Genomic DNA, 18,340 nt, shown 5'->3' with positions numbered 1-18,340 from the left:
GAGCGGTTAGCTGCCCGAGGCACTTTCGCGCAGCTCACGCACCTGCTCGACACGTTCATGCACGGCAGTCGATGCGACCGGCCCTGCCTTGAGCAGGACGCGATCCACGGTAATCGGCTGCAGGTCATTCCTGTCGACAACCACGGATTCAAGCACCCGGCCGCTCTCGCGGTCGATCTGCTGAACCGCGACACCGTCGTTGACGAGGTACTTGCTCCCCCAATCGAACAGCACGACCAGCAGCGGGAACAGGTCGATGCCCATTTGCGTCAGCACGTACTCGTAACGCGTGGGTCGCGTCATGTAGCGCCGGCGCTCCAGCAGGCCCTGATCGACGAGGCGTTTCAATCTGCGGGTCAGCGTATTGGTTGCAATCCCGACGCTGCGCTGGAATTCGTCGAAGCGTGTACACCCCTGTAACGCATCCCGCAGGATCAGGAGCGTCCACGATTCGCCGATGCAGTCGAGTGCGCGCGCGGTCGGGCACTCCATCGATTTAAAGCTGGTCGTTCTCATGGCGTGAAGGCTAACATTGAGACTTCTAATATGCAAGTGACTATCTGGACGGATGCCCTGTGACATCAAGGGCGTGCCGGACGGGCGTATCCGGCACGCCCGGGATCAGGCGTCTGCCGGCGGAGGGCCGAATATCAGCGCCGCGTTCGTTCCGCCGAACCCGAAGGAATTCGACAACGTGTAACGCACCGGCCGCGACTTGCTGCGGTTCGGCACGAGATCGAGGCCGTCGCACTCGGGCGCCGCGCGATCGAGGTTGATCGTCGGCGGTGCGACCTGGTCGCGGAGCGCCAGCAGCGCGAACACCGCTTCGACGCTGCCAGCGGCGCCGAGCAGGTGCCCGGTCGACGCCTTGGTGGCGGACACCGACGCACCACCGAACAGGTGCTCGCCAAACACGCGTTTGAGCGCGGCGATCTCGGCCAGATCGCCGGCGGGCGTCGACGTCGAATGCGCATTGATGTAGTCGATGGCGTCCGGCTCGATCCGCGCCCGCTTGAGGGCGGCAAGCATCGCGCGGGCCGCGCCGTCGCCGTCATCCGGCGGAGCGACGATGTGATAAGCGTCGCCCGACATGCCGTAGCCGATGACTTCCGCGTAGATCCGCGCGCCGCGCGCCAGCGCATGCCCGTATTCCTCGAGGACGACCATGCCGCTGCCCTCGCCCATCACGAAGCCGTCGCGGTCGGCATCCCACGGCCGTGACGCACGCTCCGGCGTGTCGTTGAAACCCGTGGACAGCGCTTTCGCGGCGGCAAAACCGGCGATCCCGACCTCGCACACGGCGGCTTCGGCGCCGCCCGCGATCATCACGTCCGCGTCGTCGAGCGCGATCAGGCGTGCCGCATCGCCGATCGCATGGGCGCCGGACGCGCATGCCGTGACCGTCGCATGGGTCGGGCCGCGAAAGCCGTACTTGATCGAAATCTGGCCGGCGGCCAGGTTGATCAGGTTCGACGGAATGAAGAACGGCGACAGCCGCTTGCCGGGTGCGCGCTCGATCTGTCGCGATCCCGCCTCGATTCCCGGCAGGCCGCCGATACCCGCGCCGACCATGACGCCGGTGCGATTCTGCAGTTCCCGGTCGGCCGGACGCCACTGCGCATCGTCGATCGCTTCCGTGGCGGCCGCGATCGCATAGACGATGAACGGATCCATTTTCTTGACCTCCTTCGCCTCGACCCATTCGGTCGCGTCGAAGCCGCCGTCGCGCGCGCTGCCCGCGGGAATCAGCCCGGCGATCTTGCAAGGCAGATACGACGTGTCGAAGCGATCGATGGCCGTGATGCCGCTTCGACCTTCGAGCAGGTTCCGCCACGTGTGCTCGACACCGACGCCGAGCGGAGTCACGAGGCCGAGCCCTGTTACGACGACGCGCCGCAATCCGAGCGGATGAGGCAGTTGGGGGGTGTTGGCATTCATTGAATTCTCCAGTGGGTTCGCGGTGAATGACCTTGACGCGGGCTCATCGACTGACTTCGAGTCCGACCGCCTGGTTGCAGAAGCGCCCGCCCAGCGCGCACGCCGACACGAGCACCAGCGCGGACGTCGCGATCGGGAGGACGATCGAATACGGCTGCAGCAACGAGGTCACGATCGGGGCGACGCCCCAGGCGAGCGCATTGATCGACGATACGACGCCCAGCACCTGCCCCTGATCGTCGGCGGTCGCGCGGTTCGATGCAATGCTGAGCAGCGTGACATAGGTATTGGATACGGCGAGCGCGAGCAGCGGCACGGCCGCCCAGAGGCTGACGGGGGCGTCGACCACCATCACCAGTGCGATCAGGACCGGTTGCGCGATCAGGCTGCCCATGAGGTTCTGTCGCGGTGAAAACGATTTCGCCAGTGCGGGAATGATGAACAGCAGCGACACCGCGAAGCATGCCGAGTAGAACGACAGCAACATCGCTTCCCAGAATGCGTCGAATCCATACCGCAACAGGGAAAAGGCCGACATGTAGTTGAAGAAGATGTAGTAGCCGGTCAGAAACACCGCGAGGATGACGAGCGGCGGACGGAGCACCGGCGATGCCGCGTTCGCGACGATGCGCCGCCATGCGCCGGTGCGTCGCGCGGGCGTGGCACCGTCGTGTACGCGGCGATCGGAGAAGAACGCGATCACGAACGCGAGCGTGAGCGCTGCCATGGCTGCACCGATGACGAACGGCAGCGCGACGCCGAACGCACCGCCGCCCGTGCCGGAAAACACACCGCCGATGACCGGCCCGATCGCGAATCCCACGCCGTTCGCCGCCGTGATCATGCTGAGGTTGCCCGCCTTCGTTTCGGGCGTGCTGATGTCGATGACCGCTGCCTGCGCAACCGGCAGGCTCGCGGCGGTCAGGCCGCAGATCGCACGGCCGACGAGCACCCCCCACAGACTGCCGGCGTACACGCCTGCTGCAGTGCCGAGCATGCCGAGCGCGTTACCGCCCAGACACAGCAGCAGCACGCGTTTGCGGCCGTACCGATCGGACATGTCGCCGAGCAGCGGCGACGCGGCGAACATGGCCAGCGGATAGAGCGCCAGCACGATGCCGTAGATCTGATAGCGGGTGGCCTCGCTCACCGACGCCGCAAACAGGCCGGTTTCGTTGTTGAGCAGCATCGGCGTCAGTGCGGGAAACACGATGCCGATGCCGGCGGCATCGACAAAGATGGTCAGGAACAGCGAGGCAATGGCAAGTTTGGATGTCTTCATGGTCAGAGTGCGGACGGACGGGCAACCGTCCGTCCGGGTTCAGGAAAAGGGATCAAAGCGCCGCGAGCCGGTCGAGGCAATCTGCGGTCGTGTCGAGCAGCCAGCCGCCGGGGTCGGCGGCGGCCGGCATTTCCAGCGGGCCGAGTTCGTCGAGATACGCGGCATGTTCGACAGGCCGCCCGCTACCGACGCCGTCGCCGAGCGCGCTGTACAGCGGCAACATCCTGAAGAACGGATCGGATTCGGGCGTCTCGTCGCGGGCGCGGGCGACCCAGTCGGCCGCCGGTATCCCGCGCAGTGCCGACCCGTCGCGCAGCCGCGCCACGATCGCGCGGAAATCCAGATCGTCGAGATGGACATTGCGCACGGCCGACATCATGGTGACCTTGCTGCGACGGACGATGTAGCGAGCCACGTATTCCGTCGGCATGACCGGCACCGCAACGGGAATATCCGGGTAAGCGCCCATCGCCACGCACTTGTTGGCGAACGCGACGAAGTGGTTCTGCCGTTTCAGGTTCGGATCGCGGTCGTCGATCAGCAACGGCAGCCGGTAGATCGACGTGGGATAACCGTGCAGTACCGATTGCGCGAAGCAGGCTTCCGCCACGAACTTCGAGCGTTCGTAGCCCGACGACAACTCGCGGATCGCCGCGTGGTCGAGCCATTGCTCCGGCAGTGATCCCAGCTCCGTGTACTGCGTCGAAATGTAGTGCACGTGTGCGACTTTCGCGGCCGACGCAAACGCCAGGACGTGCCGGCTCGCGCCGACGTTGCCCTCGCGCATGAATGCGTAGTCGGCGGCATGGTTCACGTGCGCCGCGCAATGGATGACCTGCGTGACGCGGGTCAGCAACTGCGCATGGCTGTCGTCGTCCATGCCGAACTGCGGCAAGGTCGCGTCGCCCCGGCAGAGGCGGACGCGCGCGGCGGGCAGCGCGCCGCCGAACATTGCCCGGTAGCGTGCTTCGAGACGCGCGTGCGCGTCGGCGTCGTCGTTGCCGCGCACCAGCACGTAGACATCCGCGTGCGTTTCCTCGAGCAGCATCCGCAGGAGCCACGCGCCGAGGTGCCCGGTTGCGCCGGTCAGCAGATAGGCGTCCGTCGCCCTCGCCGCCGTCCCCGTGAATGCCGGCAACGTCGCGGCGGCCGCAAGATCCGACGCATACGGTGCATCGTCCTGCCGGTCGGCGGCGTCGTCCGCCGTCGTCGCCCCGTCGGGCCGGCTTGCACAAGCGGCAAGGAAACCGTCGATTGTCGGGTTGGTCAGGAAGAGGCTGAAGTCGACCTTCAGCGCGAGTTCGCGTTCGGCGGCGAGGACCATGCGCGTCAGCGACAGCGAATCGCCGCCGAGCTGGAAGAAGTTCTCGCGGGTTCCGATCGAGGCCAGGTCGAGCTGCGTCTTCCACAGCGCGCACAGGGCTGCCTGTTCCGGCGACAACTCGTCTACCGCATCCGGCTGCCGCCGCGCGTCGGCGTCCTGCTCGATCCGGGCCAGCACGCGTTCCGTGAGCGCCTTCCGGTCGACCTTGCCGCTGCTGTTCGACGGAAAGTCCTCGAATTGCATCAGGCGCCACGGCACCATGTAATCCGGTAACCGCGCTTTCGCACCGGCCAATACCGCGGGCTCGTCGAACGCGTTCGCAATGACGCAGCCGACGATCTGCCGCCCGGCCGACGATGCGGCGCCGACGTCGACCACGAGCGCGGTCGCGTGACGGACGCCCGGATGCGACATCAGCACATGCTCGATCTCGCCCAGCTCGACCAGCAGCCCCCGCAGCTTCACGCGGAAATCGTTGCGACCGATGTAGTCGAGTTCGCCGTCGCGCCGCCATTTGACGATGTCGCCGGTGCGGTACATGCGCGTCGCACCGTCCTGGTACGGATTTGCGGAGAACGCGTCGGGCGCCTTGAGCGTGCCGATATAACCGCGCGCCACACCGCTGCCGCCGAGGTACAACTCGCCGGGCACGCCAGGCGGCACCGGGCGACCGCGTGCGTCCAGCACCCAGCAGCGCACGCCGTCGCAGGCGACGCCGATCGATGCGCCCGGCCCGTCGGGTGCCCGGGTGCACGCATGATGAGTCGCATAGATCGTCACTTCCGTCGGACCGTACAGGTTGTTGAGCGTCGTGGTCGTGCCCGACGCGAGCCACGCGCGCACCACGGGCTGCATCAACGCCTCGCCGACCGAAATCACGTGCCGCAGCGTCGGGCAGCGAGTGAGCGGCTCGAGCAGCAGGTTCAGCAGCGACGGCACGGTGCTCATCATGGTCACGCCGTGGCGTACGCACACGGCGGCGTGGCCGGCCGGCCCGTCCGTGTCGTCCATCAGCACGACGACCCCGCCCGTCATCAGCGGCAGGCAGAATTCGGGCACCGAGATATCGAACGTCAGAACCGTCCCTTGCAGGAACCGGTCGCGCGCCGAGAAGCCGAAATGGCGCTCCATCCAGCGCAGGCGCTGGGTCAGCCCCAGATGCTCGACCAGCACGCCCTTCGGATTGCCGGTGCTGCCGGAGGTGAACAGCACGTAAGCGAGCTTGCCGCCCCGATCGGCATAGTCGCCGTTCGGTTCCAGTCGCGCGTGATGCTGCACGCGGCCGGCGCGCACGACGTCGCAGTCGATCTCAGCGCGGTCCGCGCGCAGCACGACGTCGCACAGCGCCAGCGTGTCGCGTTCGGCGAGCGCTTGCCGCACCCCGTCGGACAGCCGGTGCGTCTGCGTCAACACCATCGCGCAGCGGGCCGTGTCGATCATGTAGCCGGTGCGCGCCGCCGGATGCTTCAGGTCGAGGGCGACGTACGCGGCAGCGCATTTCCAGATCGCGAGGATCGCGATGATGGATTCCGGGCACCCGAAGCGCGGCATCAGGATCCCGACGGTCGTCTCGCTGCCGACGCCCTGGCTGCGCAGCGTATCGGCCACCGTATCGGCCAGCACGTTCAATTCACGGTAGGTCAGCCGGCGCTCGCCCCATTCGACGGCGACCGCATCCGGCGTCTCTTCCGCGCGCCGTGCGAACTGCTCGTGCACGCATGCGGTGTCGCTCTGGTCGACATCCCGCGTGTCGCGCGGAACCGGGCCGTGCCCGGATGCCAGCAACTGCAGTTGTTCGGCCGGCAGCATCGTGATCGAACCCACGTCGCGTTCGGCGTGCCCGGGGTCGGACAACGCGACCAGCAGCGTCGCGTAATGCGCCGCAATCTGTTCGACCGTCGCGCGGTCGAACACGGCATCGGCGTACTTGAGGTCGATCGCCCAATCGTGCTGGCGCTGCGTCACCCACGCACTCAGGTCGAATTGTGCTTCCTGCTGCGTGATGTCGAGCGGCGTTGCGTCGCACTGCGCGCCGACGTCGACCGCCATCTCGGACGCATCGAAGTAGTTGAAATACGTCTGGAACAGCCCTGCCGAACTGCTGGCGGAACGCAGGCGTTCGTCGCGCATCAACAGCGCGAGCGGGACATCCTGGTAGTCGACCAGCTCGAACAGTGCACGCCGGACCCGGTCGACCGCCGCCGTGACGGTCTGGCTTTCGTCGACTTCGCTGACGAGCGGCAGCACGTTGACGAAATGGCCGACCGTGTTGCGCCAGCGTTGCGCCGAGCGGCCGTTGAACGCGACGCCCGTGATCACGCGATTCTGGTTCGAGTATCGCGCGAGCAGCAGCAGCCATGCGGCAAGATGCACGGCCGCGCGCCGTCCGCCCGGCATCGCGTTGAGCTGCCCGGCCAGGCGCCCGGACACCGGTACGCGCACCGTGCCGCCGGTTTTCACGCCCTGCTCCGTCCGCACCCGATCCACCGGCAGGTCGACGCTGACGGGCACGCCGTCGGCGTCGATGATCCGCTCGACGAAGAACGCGCGCGCCGCCGTCAAGGTCGTTTCATCGAGTGCCCGCTGCGTACCGACGAAGTCGCGATACGGTGCGTCGGAGCCGACCAGCGGCGCCGTGGTGCCGCACATCGCCTGAAGGAGCTGGACGCCCACGATGAAAATGGTCGCGGCATCCATCACGAGGTGATTCGACGTGACGACCAGATGCCATTCGTGCGGCGACACGCGCAACACGTTCACGCGGGTCGCGAATTCGGTCGCGAGATCGGGCGACGCGGCCAGCAGCGCCTGGATCCGGGCGGCGACGTCGGCGCCCGAGGCGGCGTCCTCGGTCGCGATCGCGCAACGCGAGAACGTTTCGTCGAGCGGATGAACGACGTATCCCGGCTCGTGCTCGACTTCGTCGAACGTCGCGCGCAGCAATTCGTGTTCGCCAAGCAGCTCGCGCCATCGCGCCGCCAGCCGATCCAGGTCGAGCCCCTTGCCGGCCACGCGCCAGCCGACTGCGCAGTTGTAGGCGCGGCTGTCGCGGTGGCGGATCTGTTCGTACCAGATCGCAAACTGGTTGTACGAGAGCGGTACGCGCGCCGGCGCCCCGCCCTCCTTCACGGGCGCTGCCTCGACGTGAACCGGTGCCGTCGCCTTGCTCATCGACTCCACCAGCCGGTCATGGATGTCCGCGACGGTCGCGCTGTCGAAGAACAGGCTCGCGGGCAGGCTCAGCCCGAGTCGCCCCTGCAGTTCGCTGCGGATCCGGATCGTGCCGACCGAATCGAGCCCGAGTTCGTCCAGCGTCGACGTCCTGGAAATCTGCTGCGACGCGTGGCCCGTTTCCGCTGCGATCAGCCCGGTCAGCAGCGCGAACGCGCCGTCGGCCGTCGTCGTGGCCGAATCCGGCCCGATCGCGGCCGCAGCTGCGTTGCGTGTCGCGACCGTGTCGCCCGATCGTGCGGGTGCTTCCGGGACGACGCGATAAATCGCCAGATGCGCGCCGTGCCCGATGCGCCCCATCGCGGCGGTCAATGCCGCGCAGGCGGCTTTCGGGGCGAGCGGTTGCAGCCGTCGCAGCGAGCGCGACGGTGCGCGCGCGCCCACCCGCTTCAGCATGCCGGTGTCCGCCCACGGCCCCCAGTCGACCACGATGGCGGGCAGGCCGAGCGACGCGCCGTGCGCGGCCAGCCGTTGCAGCCCCGCGTTCGCGATCGCATACGAAATCTGACCTGGCGACTCGACGAACGACGCCAGCGACGAGAAATGCACGATGAACTCGATCGAGGGCTGCCCGCATGCGTAGTCGTGGAGCACCGACGCACCGCGCAGCTTGGCGCCGAGGACGGTGTCGAGTTGCGCCGCGTCGGTGTCGAGAATGTTCCGGTCGGCGGTCGCGCCGGCCAGGTGGAAAATGCCGTCCAGCGCGCCCGCATGGGCAGTCAGCCACGCACCGTCGACATCGGCGGCGGACAGATCCGCGACGAGCAGTTGAATCGTCGCGCCGGACCGCTCGCGCAGGCCCGCAACCCATCGGTGATCGTCTTCGTCCGGCGTCAGATCACGACGGCGCATCAGGACGAGGTTCCGGCATCCGCAATCGTCGACAAGATGTTCGACGAGATGTTTGCCCGCCCCGCCGAACGCACCGGTCACGAGGTAACGGCCTTCGCTGCGCGGCTGCAGTGCGCTGCCGCCGTCGACTGCCGGCAGACCGGCCACGGTTTCGCGGCGGGCCAGCCCCGCTTCGTCGATCCGCCACAGCGGTGTCGCGATCCGCCGCGGCGTGATGCCCGGCTTCGCGTCACGTACCGCCACGATCGCGTCGACGACGCGGTCGCCCGCGATGGCGACCTCGAGTTGCGCCGCGTCCAGCGCGGGCAGTTCGGCCTGCAAATGCACCGCGAGCGCCTGCATCGTCGCGGCGCCCAGCACGTCCGGCGCGGCATGACCCGTCTCCGTCACGAGACAGACCTGCAGCGGCTGCCCCGGTTGCCGGTCCGACACCGTCTCGACGCTGCGCCGCACGTCTCGAACGAACGCGGCGACCGTGCCGTAAGACGCTGCGCCGGACAACCACGCGTGAGGTGCCCGGACGACGATCGTGCGTACCCGCGCGCCATCCGCCTGCGGGTCGTCGATCGGCTCGCCATCGCGAGGCGACTCTCCCGGCAACGCGAGCGAGCGGCTTGATGCGCCGCGCCCGGCAAGGCGCTCGTGCCAGTGATCGGGCGCCGGGGCATCTGCCGGCGCGAGCAGCAGCCACGTTTCGCCGGCCAGCGATGCGCCGGCCGACAATGTCGGGGCACCGTCGCGCACCCATTTGACCCGAAAGTGCACGTCATGGCGCTCGGCGGCGCTTGCCGACAGGCTCACGCAGGTTACGCCATGCAGGGTTGCAACGTCTCGGCCGGATGCATCCTGGACGACCACGTCGCCGACCAGCATCGTGTCGCTCGACTCCCGAAGCACGGCCCGGCAAGTCAGCGCCGACGACCAGCGCGCGTCCGGATCGATCCGGATCGACTCGAGCGCGACGGGGGCATAGGCGCTGTCAGGCCGGCCGCGGCACACGCCGAGCGCCTGGAAGCACGTGTCGATGAACGCGCTGTGACTGAGCGGCAGCGCCGGCTGCGCATCCGGCGGTGCGATGCGGCAGCGTACCTCGATGTCGCTGACGCGCTGGCAGGCGGCGATCCGCTGGAACAGCGGGCCGTACTGGACGCCCCGCCGCGCATATTCTTCGAAGAACGCGTCCGGGCGCACCCATTCGCCAGGCTGCTCGGCGAACGGACCGTTCGAAGGCGGCAGCGGCGCGTGTTCCGATGCGACGTGCACGCGCGCCAGTTCGGCATCGCCGTCGCCAGGCAGTCGATAGACGATCGTGTAGCGACCATCGTGCGCGGGGCCGGTCACCTGACACGCCACCTCGTGCGTCGCCGCCGGATCGTCGAATGCGAGCGGGCGGCTGACCGTCAGGTCGTCGAGCCGAATCATCGTGCCGGCGGGATCCTGTCGGCGCGCTTGCGCAATGGCCTGCATCGCGAGCGCGACACCCGTCGACAGGTAGAACGCGCCGGGTACGATCGCCCGGCCGTGAATCCGGTGCTGATTGATCCAGTCCAGCGCGGGCGTGCCGAGGTCGACCTGCAAGGTCGCGCGAAAGTCGATGCCCGACCAGGCCGGCGCATCGCGCAGCGGCTGTGGCGGCGCGGTACGGGTGCCCGCGCGGGAGACGGTGTGCGGCCACGAAGCCGGTTGCAGCAGCGTGTGGTCGAAACGGTATTTCGGCAGTTCGACGAACGGCTCGGCGGCCCGCGCATCGCCGAATGCCTGCATGGCCGTCCGGATGTCCAGTGCGCCGCCCTCCGCGAGGCGTCCCGCAGCACGCAGGAACGTTTCGTCGTCGGCCCCGCGCCGGTCGATGCTGGGCAGGCACGCCAACACGCGCTGTGCCGCCCGCGCGGTGGCCGCGACGAGGCCGCAGAGCACCGGGCGCGGCCCGATTTCGAGCACTGTGTCGACGTCGTCGCCGACGATCCCGGCGGCGGCCGCCGCGAAATCGACGGGCCGCACGATCTGTTCGGCCCAGTATGCCGGCGAACCCGGCGCCGCTTCCATTTGCGCGGACCCGACCCACCCTTCGACCGAACTCACGAACCGGACGGCCGGCCGCTTCACCGCGACGTCGCCGGCCAGGAGACGCGACGCGTGCGCGGCGAATTCGTCTGCCGCTGATTGCATCAGCGGCGTGTGAAATGCGCCCTGCGTGTCGAGCGGCATGGCCGTCAAGCCTTGCCGCCGTGCCTGCTCCGCGGCGGCCAGCACGGCCGCCTCGGACCCGGCGACCACGGTCGATTCCGGCGCGTTCAGCGCCGACAGCCACAGCGCGGCCGACGGCAGGCCGCGATTGACCTCGTCGATCAGTGCCTCGACGATCTGCCGCGGCGCAGCGATCGACAGCATCTTTCCGGGGCTGGCCGTACACGCCCGCTCCATGGCATCGGCGCGCGCCAGCACCAGGCGGGCCGCCGTGTCGAAGTCGAATGCGCCGGCGAACCATGCCGCCGCATATTCACCGACACTGTGTCCGAGCACCGCGTAGGGCCGGCAACCGAGTTCCTGCCAGAATTGCGCGAGCGCGCATTGGAGGACGAGCAGCGAGAGCTGGGACGTCCGCTGTTCGCGCACGAGCGGCAGCGATGCGCCGGCAGCCTGCTCGGCGGCCAGCATGCGCGGCAGCAACGGCGTGTCCCAGCCGACGATGCTGTCGACATGAGCGGCGAATTCCGTGAGTAACGCGCGGAATCGCGGGTTGGCGTTGAACAGGCTGCGAGACATGCCCGCGTACTGGCTGCCCTGCCCGGTGAAGACCATCGCGATGCGTCGCAGCCGCGTCGTCGCGGCCGGTGCGGCGCAACGTTCGCGCAACCGCTCGACCAGCTCGGCCGGGCTGCCGGCCGCGACCGCGATTGACGCATGCGGCCAGACCTGGCGGTTCGCCAGCGCCGCGGCGCACAGTGCGTGCAGGTCGGTATCGGGCGCTGCCTCGATCGCATTGGCATAGGCGTCAGCCAGCGCCTGAACCGACGCCGGCGTGCGGGCCGACAGGAACAGCAGGCTCGCGCCGGTCCGCTGCTCCGCCGCCGGCGTGGTCGCGCGATGTGCGCGCGACTCGCCCAGCACGACGTGCGCGTTGGTGCCGCTCATGCCGAACGAGCTGACGCCCGCGATCAGCCGCCCGTTCGCGTCGCCCGGCTGCCAGCGCGTGGCAGTCGCAGCGATCACGCCCTGAAAGCGCGCAAGCGGCAGATCCTCGCTGATATCGTCCGCCATGCAATGCGGCGCGATTTGCCGCGCGGACAGGCACAGGGACGCCTTGATCAGGCTCGCGATCCCGGCGCTTCCCTCGCAATGGCCGATATTGGCCTTGACCGCCCCGAGATACAGCGGATGCGTGCGTTTGCCGAACACGTCCGCAAGCGCGGACAGTTCGATGCGATCGCCGAGATCGGTACCGGTCCCGTGTGTCTCGACATAGGAGACGTCGGCCGGCGTCAGCGCGGCGCTCGACAGCGCGTCTTCGATCACGCGCCGCTGGGCGGCCTGCGACGGCGCGGTGATCCCGTTGCTGCGGCCGTCGCTGTTCACGGCGCTGCCGAGCAGGTTCGCGTAAATCCGCTTGCCGGTGCGCGCGGCGTCCGATTGGCGCATCAACACGACGGCGCCGATGCCTTCGGCGCGCGCAAAGCCGTCGGCGTGTCGCGTGAAAGTCTTGCAGCGACCGTCGGCGGCCAGCATGCCGGCCTGCGCCAGATCCACGCTGTAGTCGTGCGTCAGCATGAGCGACGCGCCGGCCACGATCGCCGCGTCGCATTCGCCCGCGGCCAGCGCGCCGAGCGCCTGGTGAACCGCCACCAGCGACGACGAGCACGCGGTATCGACGACGAACGCCGGGCCTTCGAGGCCGAGGTGATAGGCGATCCGCCCCGCGGCCATGCTGCCCAGCGCGCCCCGGCTCAGGAAGCCGTTGTAGTCGTCGCTGCTTGCCATCCGGCGTGCGTAGTCGAGCGTGCTCAGACCGACGAACACGCCCCAGCGCTGCTTCTTCAGCGACGACGGGTCGATGCCCGCGTCCTCGATGGCGTGATAGCTCGTTTCCAGCAGCAGCCGATGCTGCGGATCCATGTAGATCGCCTCTTTCGGCGCGATCGAGAACACCGCCGGATCGAATGCCCACGGCGAGCGCGCAAGGAAGCCTCCGTGCAGCGCTTGCGGCGGCGTCGCGGCGCCGTCCGCGCCGAACCGGCCGGCCGGCATCGGCCCGGTGGTTTCCCGCCCGTCCAGCACCACGGCACGGAACGCGTCGAGAGAATGGGCGGTTCCGGGCAACTCGCAGGCCATGCCGACAATGGAGATCTCCTCCGGTACCCGTTCACGCTGCTTCATTGCTCGACTCCGTCGTTTCGTTGTGCTTTTCCGTTCCGCTCTGCGCGTCGATCTGTTGCAGCATGCATTGCACCGAACGGCACGCGCCTTCGAAGAAGCCCTGCAGGTCCGAATAGGCCTCGCCGCAGATGTGCACGCGCCGGTTGTCCGGATCGGCGCCGATGCCGAAGGCGGCCAGTTGCCGGATCACGTCCGCCGAACGGTAGCCGGGGCGCCAGAAATGCACGCCGGCGCCGAACGGCGCCATGCTCCAGTCGCGGATACCCCATTCGAGGATGCGCGGCGTGTCGTCGCGCGAGAACGTCTGCTGCAGTGTCCGGACGAGCGCCGCCTTCAGGCGCTCGCCCCGGTTGCGATACGGGGCCGACTGCCAGCCGCGGCGACCCTCTTCCGTGTCGATCAGGTTGGCCCAGTACTGATGCCACGGCTCGTCGCTGTAGAACATCGCCATGCCGTACCGTTCAGGCTGGCTGGGGTGGACCTCGAAATGAGCGGCCCGGACCATCGCGCCTTCGCCGCTGCCTGGTGCCGTGTCGGCGTTCCACCACGGATCCTCGACGACGCAGCATGCCCACGTGATCGGGAACGGGACGACGGCATCGAGGCTGGCGGTCACGGCCGGCGGCAGGCAGCGGGCAAGATCCCGGAGCGGGCGCTGCGGCAGTGCGAGCACGACGCGCCCGCACCGGACGACGGCGCGGCGCCGCTCTGCCGTCGACACGTCTTCGATCGTCGCGGCGATGGCGCCGTCGGGCTGCTCCGACACGTCGACGAGCGCGTGATCCACGACCACGTCGACGCCCAGTGCGCGCACCGCGCGGCCGGCGTAATCGATCAGCGTCTGCATGCCGCCGACCGGCAGGTACGACGGACGCTCGAGCAGGCGCAGATCGAGCAGGGTCGCGATCCATTCCGCCGCATTCGGATTCGCGTTCTTGAAGTTGTAGAACGCCCCTTTCTCGCGCGTGAACTCGACCGCTTCATGGCTCAGCACGTTCGACAGCACGTTCCAGATGCCCTGCTGGTAAAGCGGCATGCCCCCGAACTGCGCGTCCGTGCGGAATCGCGCCAGCGCGTCGGTCCGGCCCGGCCGGTCGAAGCGGTCGCCGTCGAGATCCCACTGGTCCGCGACGATCACGCGCACCGCGTGCATCAGCAGTGCCCAGGGCGGATCGTGCGCGCGCGGATCGGCCAGCAGCGCGCGTTCGTCCTCGGTCAGCTTCGCCGCACACGGACGGATCGACGAACCTGCCTCATGCGACGAAATGGGTTGCACGGGTACGCCCAGCGCCTGCACGAATGCATCGACGAGCGGCTGAAGATCGGGCTCGATCCGCACGGCGCCGTATTCCGCACGGAATGCACCGGCGAGCATTTCGTCGGTCTGCACCCGGCCGCCGACGCGCGACAGCATCTCGTACAGGCGAACCCGCAATTCGGGGTGACGCTTCTTCAGTTCGTGGGCGGCATACAGGCCAGCCAGACCGCCACCGGCGATCAGTACATCGGTATCCAAATGAATTCTCCGTCTAGAAGCCCCGGCGCCGCGTGCGCCATCGCGCCCGGCGACCGGTGTCGTTCTCATGCCGTTGCAAGCCGCGAGTGGATTTCCCGTGAAAGCAGGTCGATCGTGTAGTACTCGAACATGTCTTCGGCACGGAGGGGCACCCCGAAGGTGGAACTGAGCCGCAGCGACAGCGCCTGTACGCCGAGCGAATCGAGCCCGATATCCGCGAACGGTTCGTCCCGGTCGATCAACGCATCGCTGCCCAGGCCGATCAGCTCGGCGAGCACACGGCCGATTTCGGACTCGACGTCGGTGGCCGGCGCGTCATCCGCGCGGGCACGCTCGGTGGCCTGGCGGCAGAGGTCGACGAGCGCACGCCGGTCTGCCTTGCCGCTCGTCGCCTGGCGCGGAATCTCCGCGACCGCGACCCAGTCCTTCGGCACCCAGGCAGCCGGCAGCGCGTGGGCCGCAGTTGCGCCCAGTGTCCGCATCCACGCGGTGTCGTGGCCGTCGGCCAGGACCACGATCGCGGTCAGCCGGTCGCCGACGACGAGCGCGGTGGCATCGCGAACCATCGGCGAGCGCAGCACCGCGGCTTCGATCTCCGCCAGTTCGACGCGCTGGCCGTTGATCTTCACCTGGTCGTCCACGCGCCCCACGCAGTGGACGAGGCCGTCCGCATCGACCCGGCAGATGTCGCCCGTCAGGTAGATGCGCGAGTACACCGGCAGGTCGCCGGCCTCGAACAGCGGATTCGCGATGAAGCGCCGCGCCGTTTCCGCGGGGTCGTTCACGTAGCCGTTGGCCAGTGCCGCGCCGCTGATGCAGAGCTCGCCCTCCTCCCCCGGCGTCGTGGGCACGATCGCGTCGGTCACGCCGTCCGCCGCGGTTCGGCGCAGGTAGAAGCGCGTGTGCGAAACCGGCGCGCCGATCGGCAGCGAATCCCGCGGTGCGTCGTCGAAAGGCCATGCGCTCGCCATGATCGTCGCCTCCGTCGGCCCGTAGACGTTGTGGACGACCGTGTCCGGCAGCAGGCGCCGGGCGCGTTCCGCGAGCGACGGACGAAAGACCTCGCCGCCGACGCAGATCGCCTTCAGGCTCGTGCATTGATCGAAGCCCGGCGTTTGCGTGATGAGGTTGAACATCGTCGGCACGGTCGTGATGTGCGTGGCCGCATGCCGCCGGATCGCGGCCACGATCTCGACGCTGTCGATCCGGTGCGTGCCGCCGAGAAAGCACACCGTCGCGCCGATCGTCAGCGGCGCGAGCAGCTCGTGCATGGACGGGTCGAAACACGGGTTGATGCTTTGCAGCCAGCGGTCGTCCTCGCGAAAGCCGAGGTAGTCGATGATCCAGCTGAAGTGATTCCACGCAGCGGCGTGCGAGACGGCCACGCCCTTCGGCAGCCCGGTGGAACCGGACGTGAAGATGACGTAGAGCGGATCGTGCAGCTCGGCATCCAGTCCGAGATTGTCGGACGACAACGGGCTTGCCTGATTCAACGCCACATAGACGTCGCTTTGCCGCACGCCGCCGAGCTGCGTCATGGCGCGACCTTCCAGGGCAGTCAGCACGAACGCGATTCGCGCGCGCTCGACCATGTGACGCATCCGGTCCTCCGGGCACGCGGCATCGATCGGCACGTAGACGGCCCCGCACTTCAGGATGGCAAGCAACGCGACGAGCCTGACAGGATCGTGATCCGTACACACGCCGACGGCCTCGCCGGCGCGGATGCCGATTTCATCGCGCAGAAAGCGCGCCAGCCGGTTCGCGCGCGCATTCATCTCACCGTAGGTCACGCTTTCGCGATCCGAGATGGCCGCGATTCGATCGGGTGTCGCTGCCGCGCACTGCTCGAAGACCCGATGCGGGATGTGGGGTGAATAGAGGGATTCAGTCATCGCAGGATTCAGGACGAAGGGATTGAACGATCGAAGCGACACAGGCGACGTGTGGCTCCGAGAGCATTGAAAAGTGATTGCCGGGTACTTCGATGCCCTGCACGCGATGCTGCAGCGCGTGCGCATGCCAGTCGGGCAGCAGCGGCTCGCGCGCGTGCAGGCATGCCACGCGCGCGGCGGGGGCCGCGGCGGTGCGATGGGACTTCAGCAATGCCAGGCACGTGCGGCGCATGTCGAGCACCTCGCGCAGGCGGGCGGCGGGCATGCGCCGGCGCAGGCAGGCGTCGATTTCGCTGTCGCTCGGCGATTCGGCGAGGATGCGGTCGGCTTCCGCGGGCGGAAACATCGCCTTGAGCAGCGTGACGCGCTCCGTACGGTCGTCGCTCACGCGCTCGCGTGCCGCAAGGGCCAGCGACGGATCGAGACTGACCACGACGCCGAGGCGCTTGCCGCGCTGCTCCAGCACGGCGGCCATTTCACGCGCCACCACCGCCCCGAACGAGTGCCCGCCGATCCAGTGGAAAGGCCGGTCGTCGATCTCGCACAGCGCATCGACATACCGGTGCGCGAGATCCGTCAGGTCGGCGGCCTGCGCGAGTTGCGCCGGCACCCCGCGAAACGCCCGGACGACGAACGGCAGCCGTGCGGCCAGCGGCGCGAACGGCACGACGCTGCCGTCGGCACCGTGAATCAGGGTCAGCACGGCATCGCTTGCGTCGCACGTGGAGCGCCCGGCGAGCACGCGTGTGACGTCGACGATCGGATCGACGGTCAACTGATCGGCGAGTTCGGATGCGGTGTGGCACCACATGTCGCCGATGGCGGCCGCGGGCGCCGGTGCGCCGGCAATGCTCACCTGCCATGCGTTGGCCTGCGTCGGATCGTGCGGCCGAAGCACGGTGGGGCCGTGCGCGCCGCCGCGAATTTCGAGCTCCCATTGATCGATGGCGGCGCCGGCTTCCGCGCCCCCCGCCGCGTCGAGACGATCGGCGACCCGTCGAACGAGCGTGCGGAACGACCCGGCGATCTCGGGCGATCCGATCGTGATCGCCGGGGCAGCACCAACGACAGCCGAGCGTCTGCGGATCGTGATGGTCGCGTCGTTGCCGCAATCGACGCCCTGCACCCCGGCGCGGCACAACGCCGCGAGAAAACCGTAATGGAGCGGCGCTCCGAGCACCTGGGCCATGCTGGCCCGCAGGCGCGGGGCGATATCGTCCGTCCGCATCATTCTGTATTTACCTGATTTGCAAACCGCACGTTTCTTTGAACATGCTAAAGAAATATATTTAATTTCAAATGGCCGTTGCGGCATGTGATTAGACAATCAAAATTCGTTGTCGTGAACCTGCAATATCTGACAGATATCCCTGACATAAACATCAGGTGTCGTAGAAGTAAATAAAGCTGTCTGTTTTGACAGCGATCATTTCGATAAAATAGTCGATACAATCCTCCCCCGCGCCACCCTGATACGCCATGAAAATCAATTAAATCAACATCGGACCATCGAGAGGTTTTAAATGGAAGTCAAAGCACCTGAGAGCGAATCGGCCCGGGCGATTCGTCAAGAGATCGCCTCGTTCCTGCGCAGCAAAAGCAATCTCCCCGTCACCGCGGAACACGCGACGGAGAAGCTACTCGCCAAATCGCTGGATCTGGACGAAATCTCGCGCCGTCGCGAGGCGTTCTCGACTCACGCGGAGATCGACGGCACCGCGGTGCTTGCGAACTACGAACTTCTGCATGGCGTGAAATATCTGGATCGACTCATAAACTGCGAAAAGCAACAAGTCGATGCAAAATGTATTGTCGCGATTTTCAGAGGGACGGAAATCTGCCTGAATAACATTTCCGTCCTCGCCGATCGGATCATCGACGACATCAGCCATTCCCGCTTCGGCGACGTGTCGATCAAGATTTCGTGG

Annotated in this window: 8 protein-coding genes; all 8 read right to left on the bottom strand. The window is 67.7% G+C overall.

Annotated features, from left to right (window positions below; all coding sequences use genetic code 11):
* Positions 1-6 precede the first annotated feature (6 nt).
* The gene (locus AC5LXK_RS09000; RefSeq protein ID WP_493388542.1) at positions 7-516 is read right to left on the bottom strand and encodes a winged helix-turn-helix transcriptional regulator; all 510 of its coding nucleotides are present in this window, start codon (positions 514-516) and stop codon (positions 7-9) included.
* Positions 517-621: 105 nt separating this feature from the next.
* Positions 622-1,938: a beta-ketoacyl-ACP synthase II gene (fabF, locus tag AC5LXK_RS08995; protein ID WP_493388541.1), complete on the bottom strand. Its 1,317-nt coding sequence runs from the start codon at positions 1,936-1,938 to the stop codon at positions 622-624.
* A gap of 43 nt (positions 1,939-1,981) precedes the next feature.
* Positions 1,982-3,220 carry an MFS transporter gene (locus AC5LXK_RS08990; protein ID WP_493388540.1) on the bottom strand — a complete coding sequence of 413 codons (1,239 nt, stop codon included), beginning with the start codon at positions 3,218-3,220 and terminating at the stop codon, positions 1,982-1,984.
* 52 nt (positions 3,221-3,272) lie between these two features.
* Positions 3,273-13,001, bottom strand: a complete 9,729-nt coding sequence (locus AC5LXK_RS08985) for an amino acid adenylation domain-containing protein (protein WP_493388539.1) — start codon at positions 12,999-13,001, stop codon at positions 3,273-3,275.
* Complete coding sequence (locus AC5LXK_RS08980; protein WP_493388538.1) at positions 12,988-14,586, bottom strand: flavin monoamine oxidase family protein; 1,599 nt, start codon at positions 14,584-14,586, stop codon at positions 12,988-12,990. The genes AC5LXK_RS08985 and AC5LXK_RS08980 overlap by 14 nt, the downstream gene beginning before the upstream one ends.
* Positions 14,583-16,412, bottom strand: coding sequence for an amino acid adenylation domain-containing protein (locus AC5LXK_RS08975; protein WP_493388537.1), 1,830 nt, complete (start codon positions 16,410-16,412; stop codon positions 14,583-14,585). The genes AC5LXK_RS08980 and AC5LXK_RS08975 overlap by 4 nt, the downstream gene beginning before the upstream one ends.
* Positions 16,405-17,739 carry a thioesterase domain-containing protein gene (locus AC5LXK_RS08970; protein WP_493388536.1) on the bottom strand — a complete coding sequence of 445 codons (1,335 nt, stop codon included), beginning with the start codon at positions 17,737-17,739 and terminating at the stop codon, positions 16,405-16,407. The genes AC5LXK_RS08975 and AC5LXK_RS08970 overlap by 8 nt, the downstream gene beginning before the upstream one ends.
* Before the next feature lie 310 nt (positions 17,740-18,049).
* The gene (locus AC5LXK_RS08965) at positions 18,050-18,304 is read right to left on the bottom strand and encodes a hypothetical protein (RefSeq protein WP_493388535.1); all 255 of its coding nucleotides are present in this window, start codon (positions 18,302-18,304) and stop codon (positions 18,050-18,052) included.
* Positions 18,305-18,340: the final 36 nt, after the last annotated feature.

This window comes from Burkholderia pulmonis, assembly GCF_984667975.1.
This window is presented reverse-complemented; position numbering and strand designations above follow the sequence as displayed.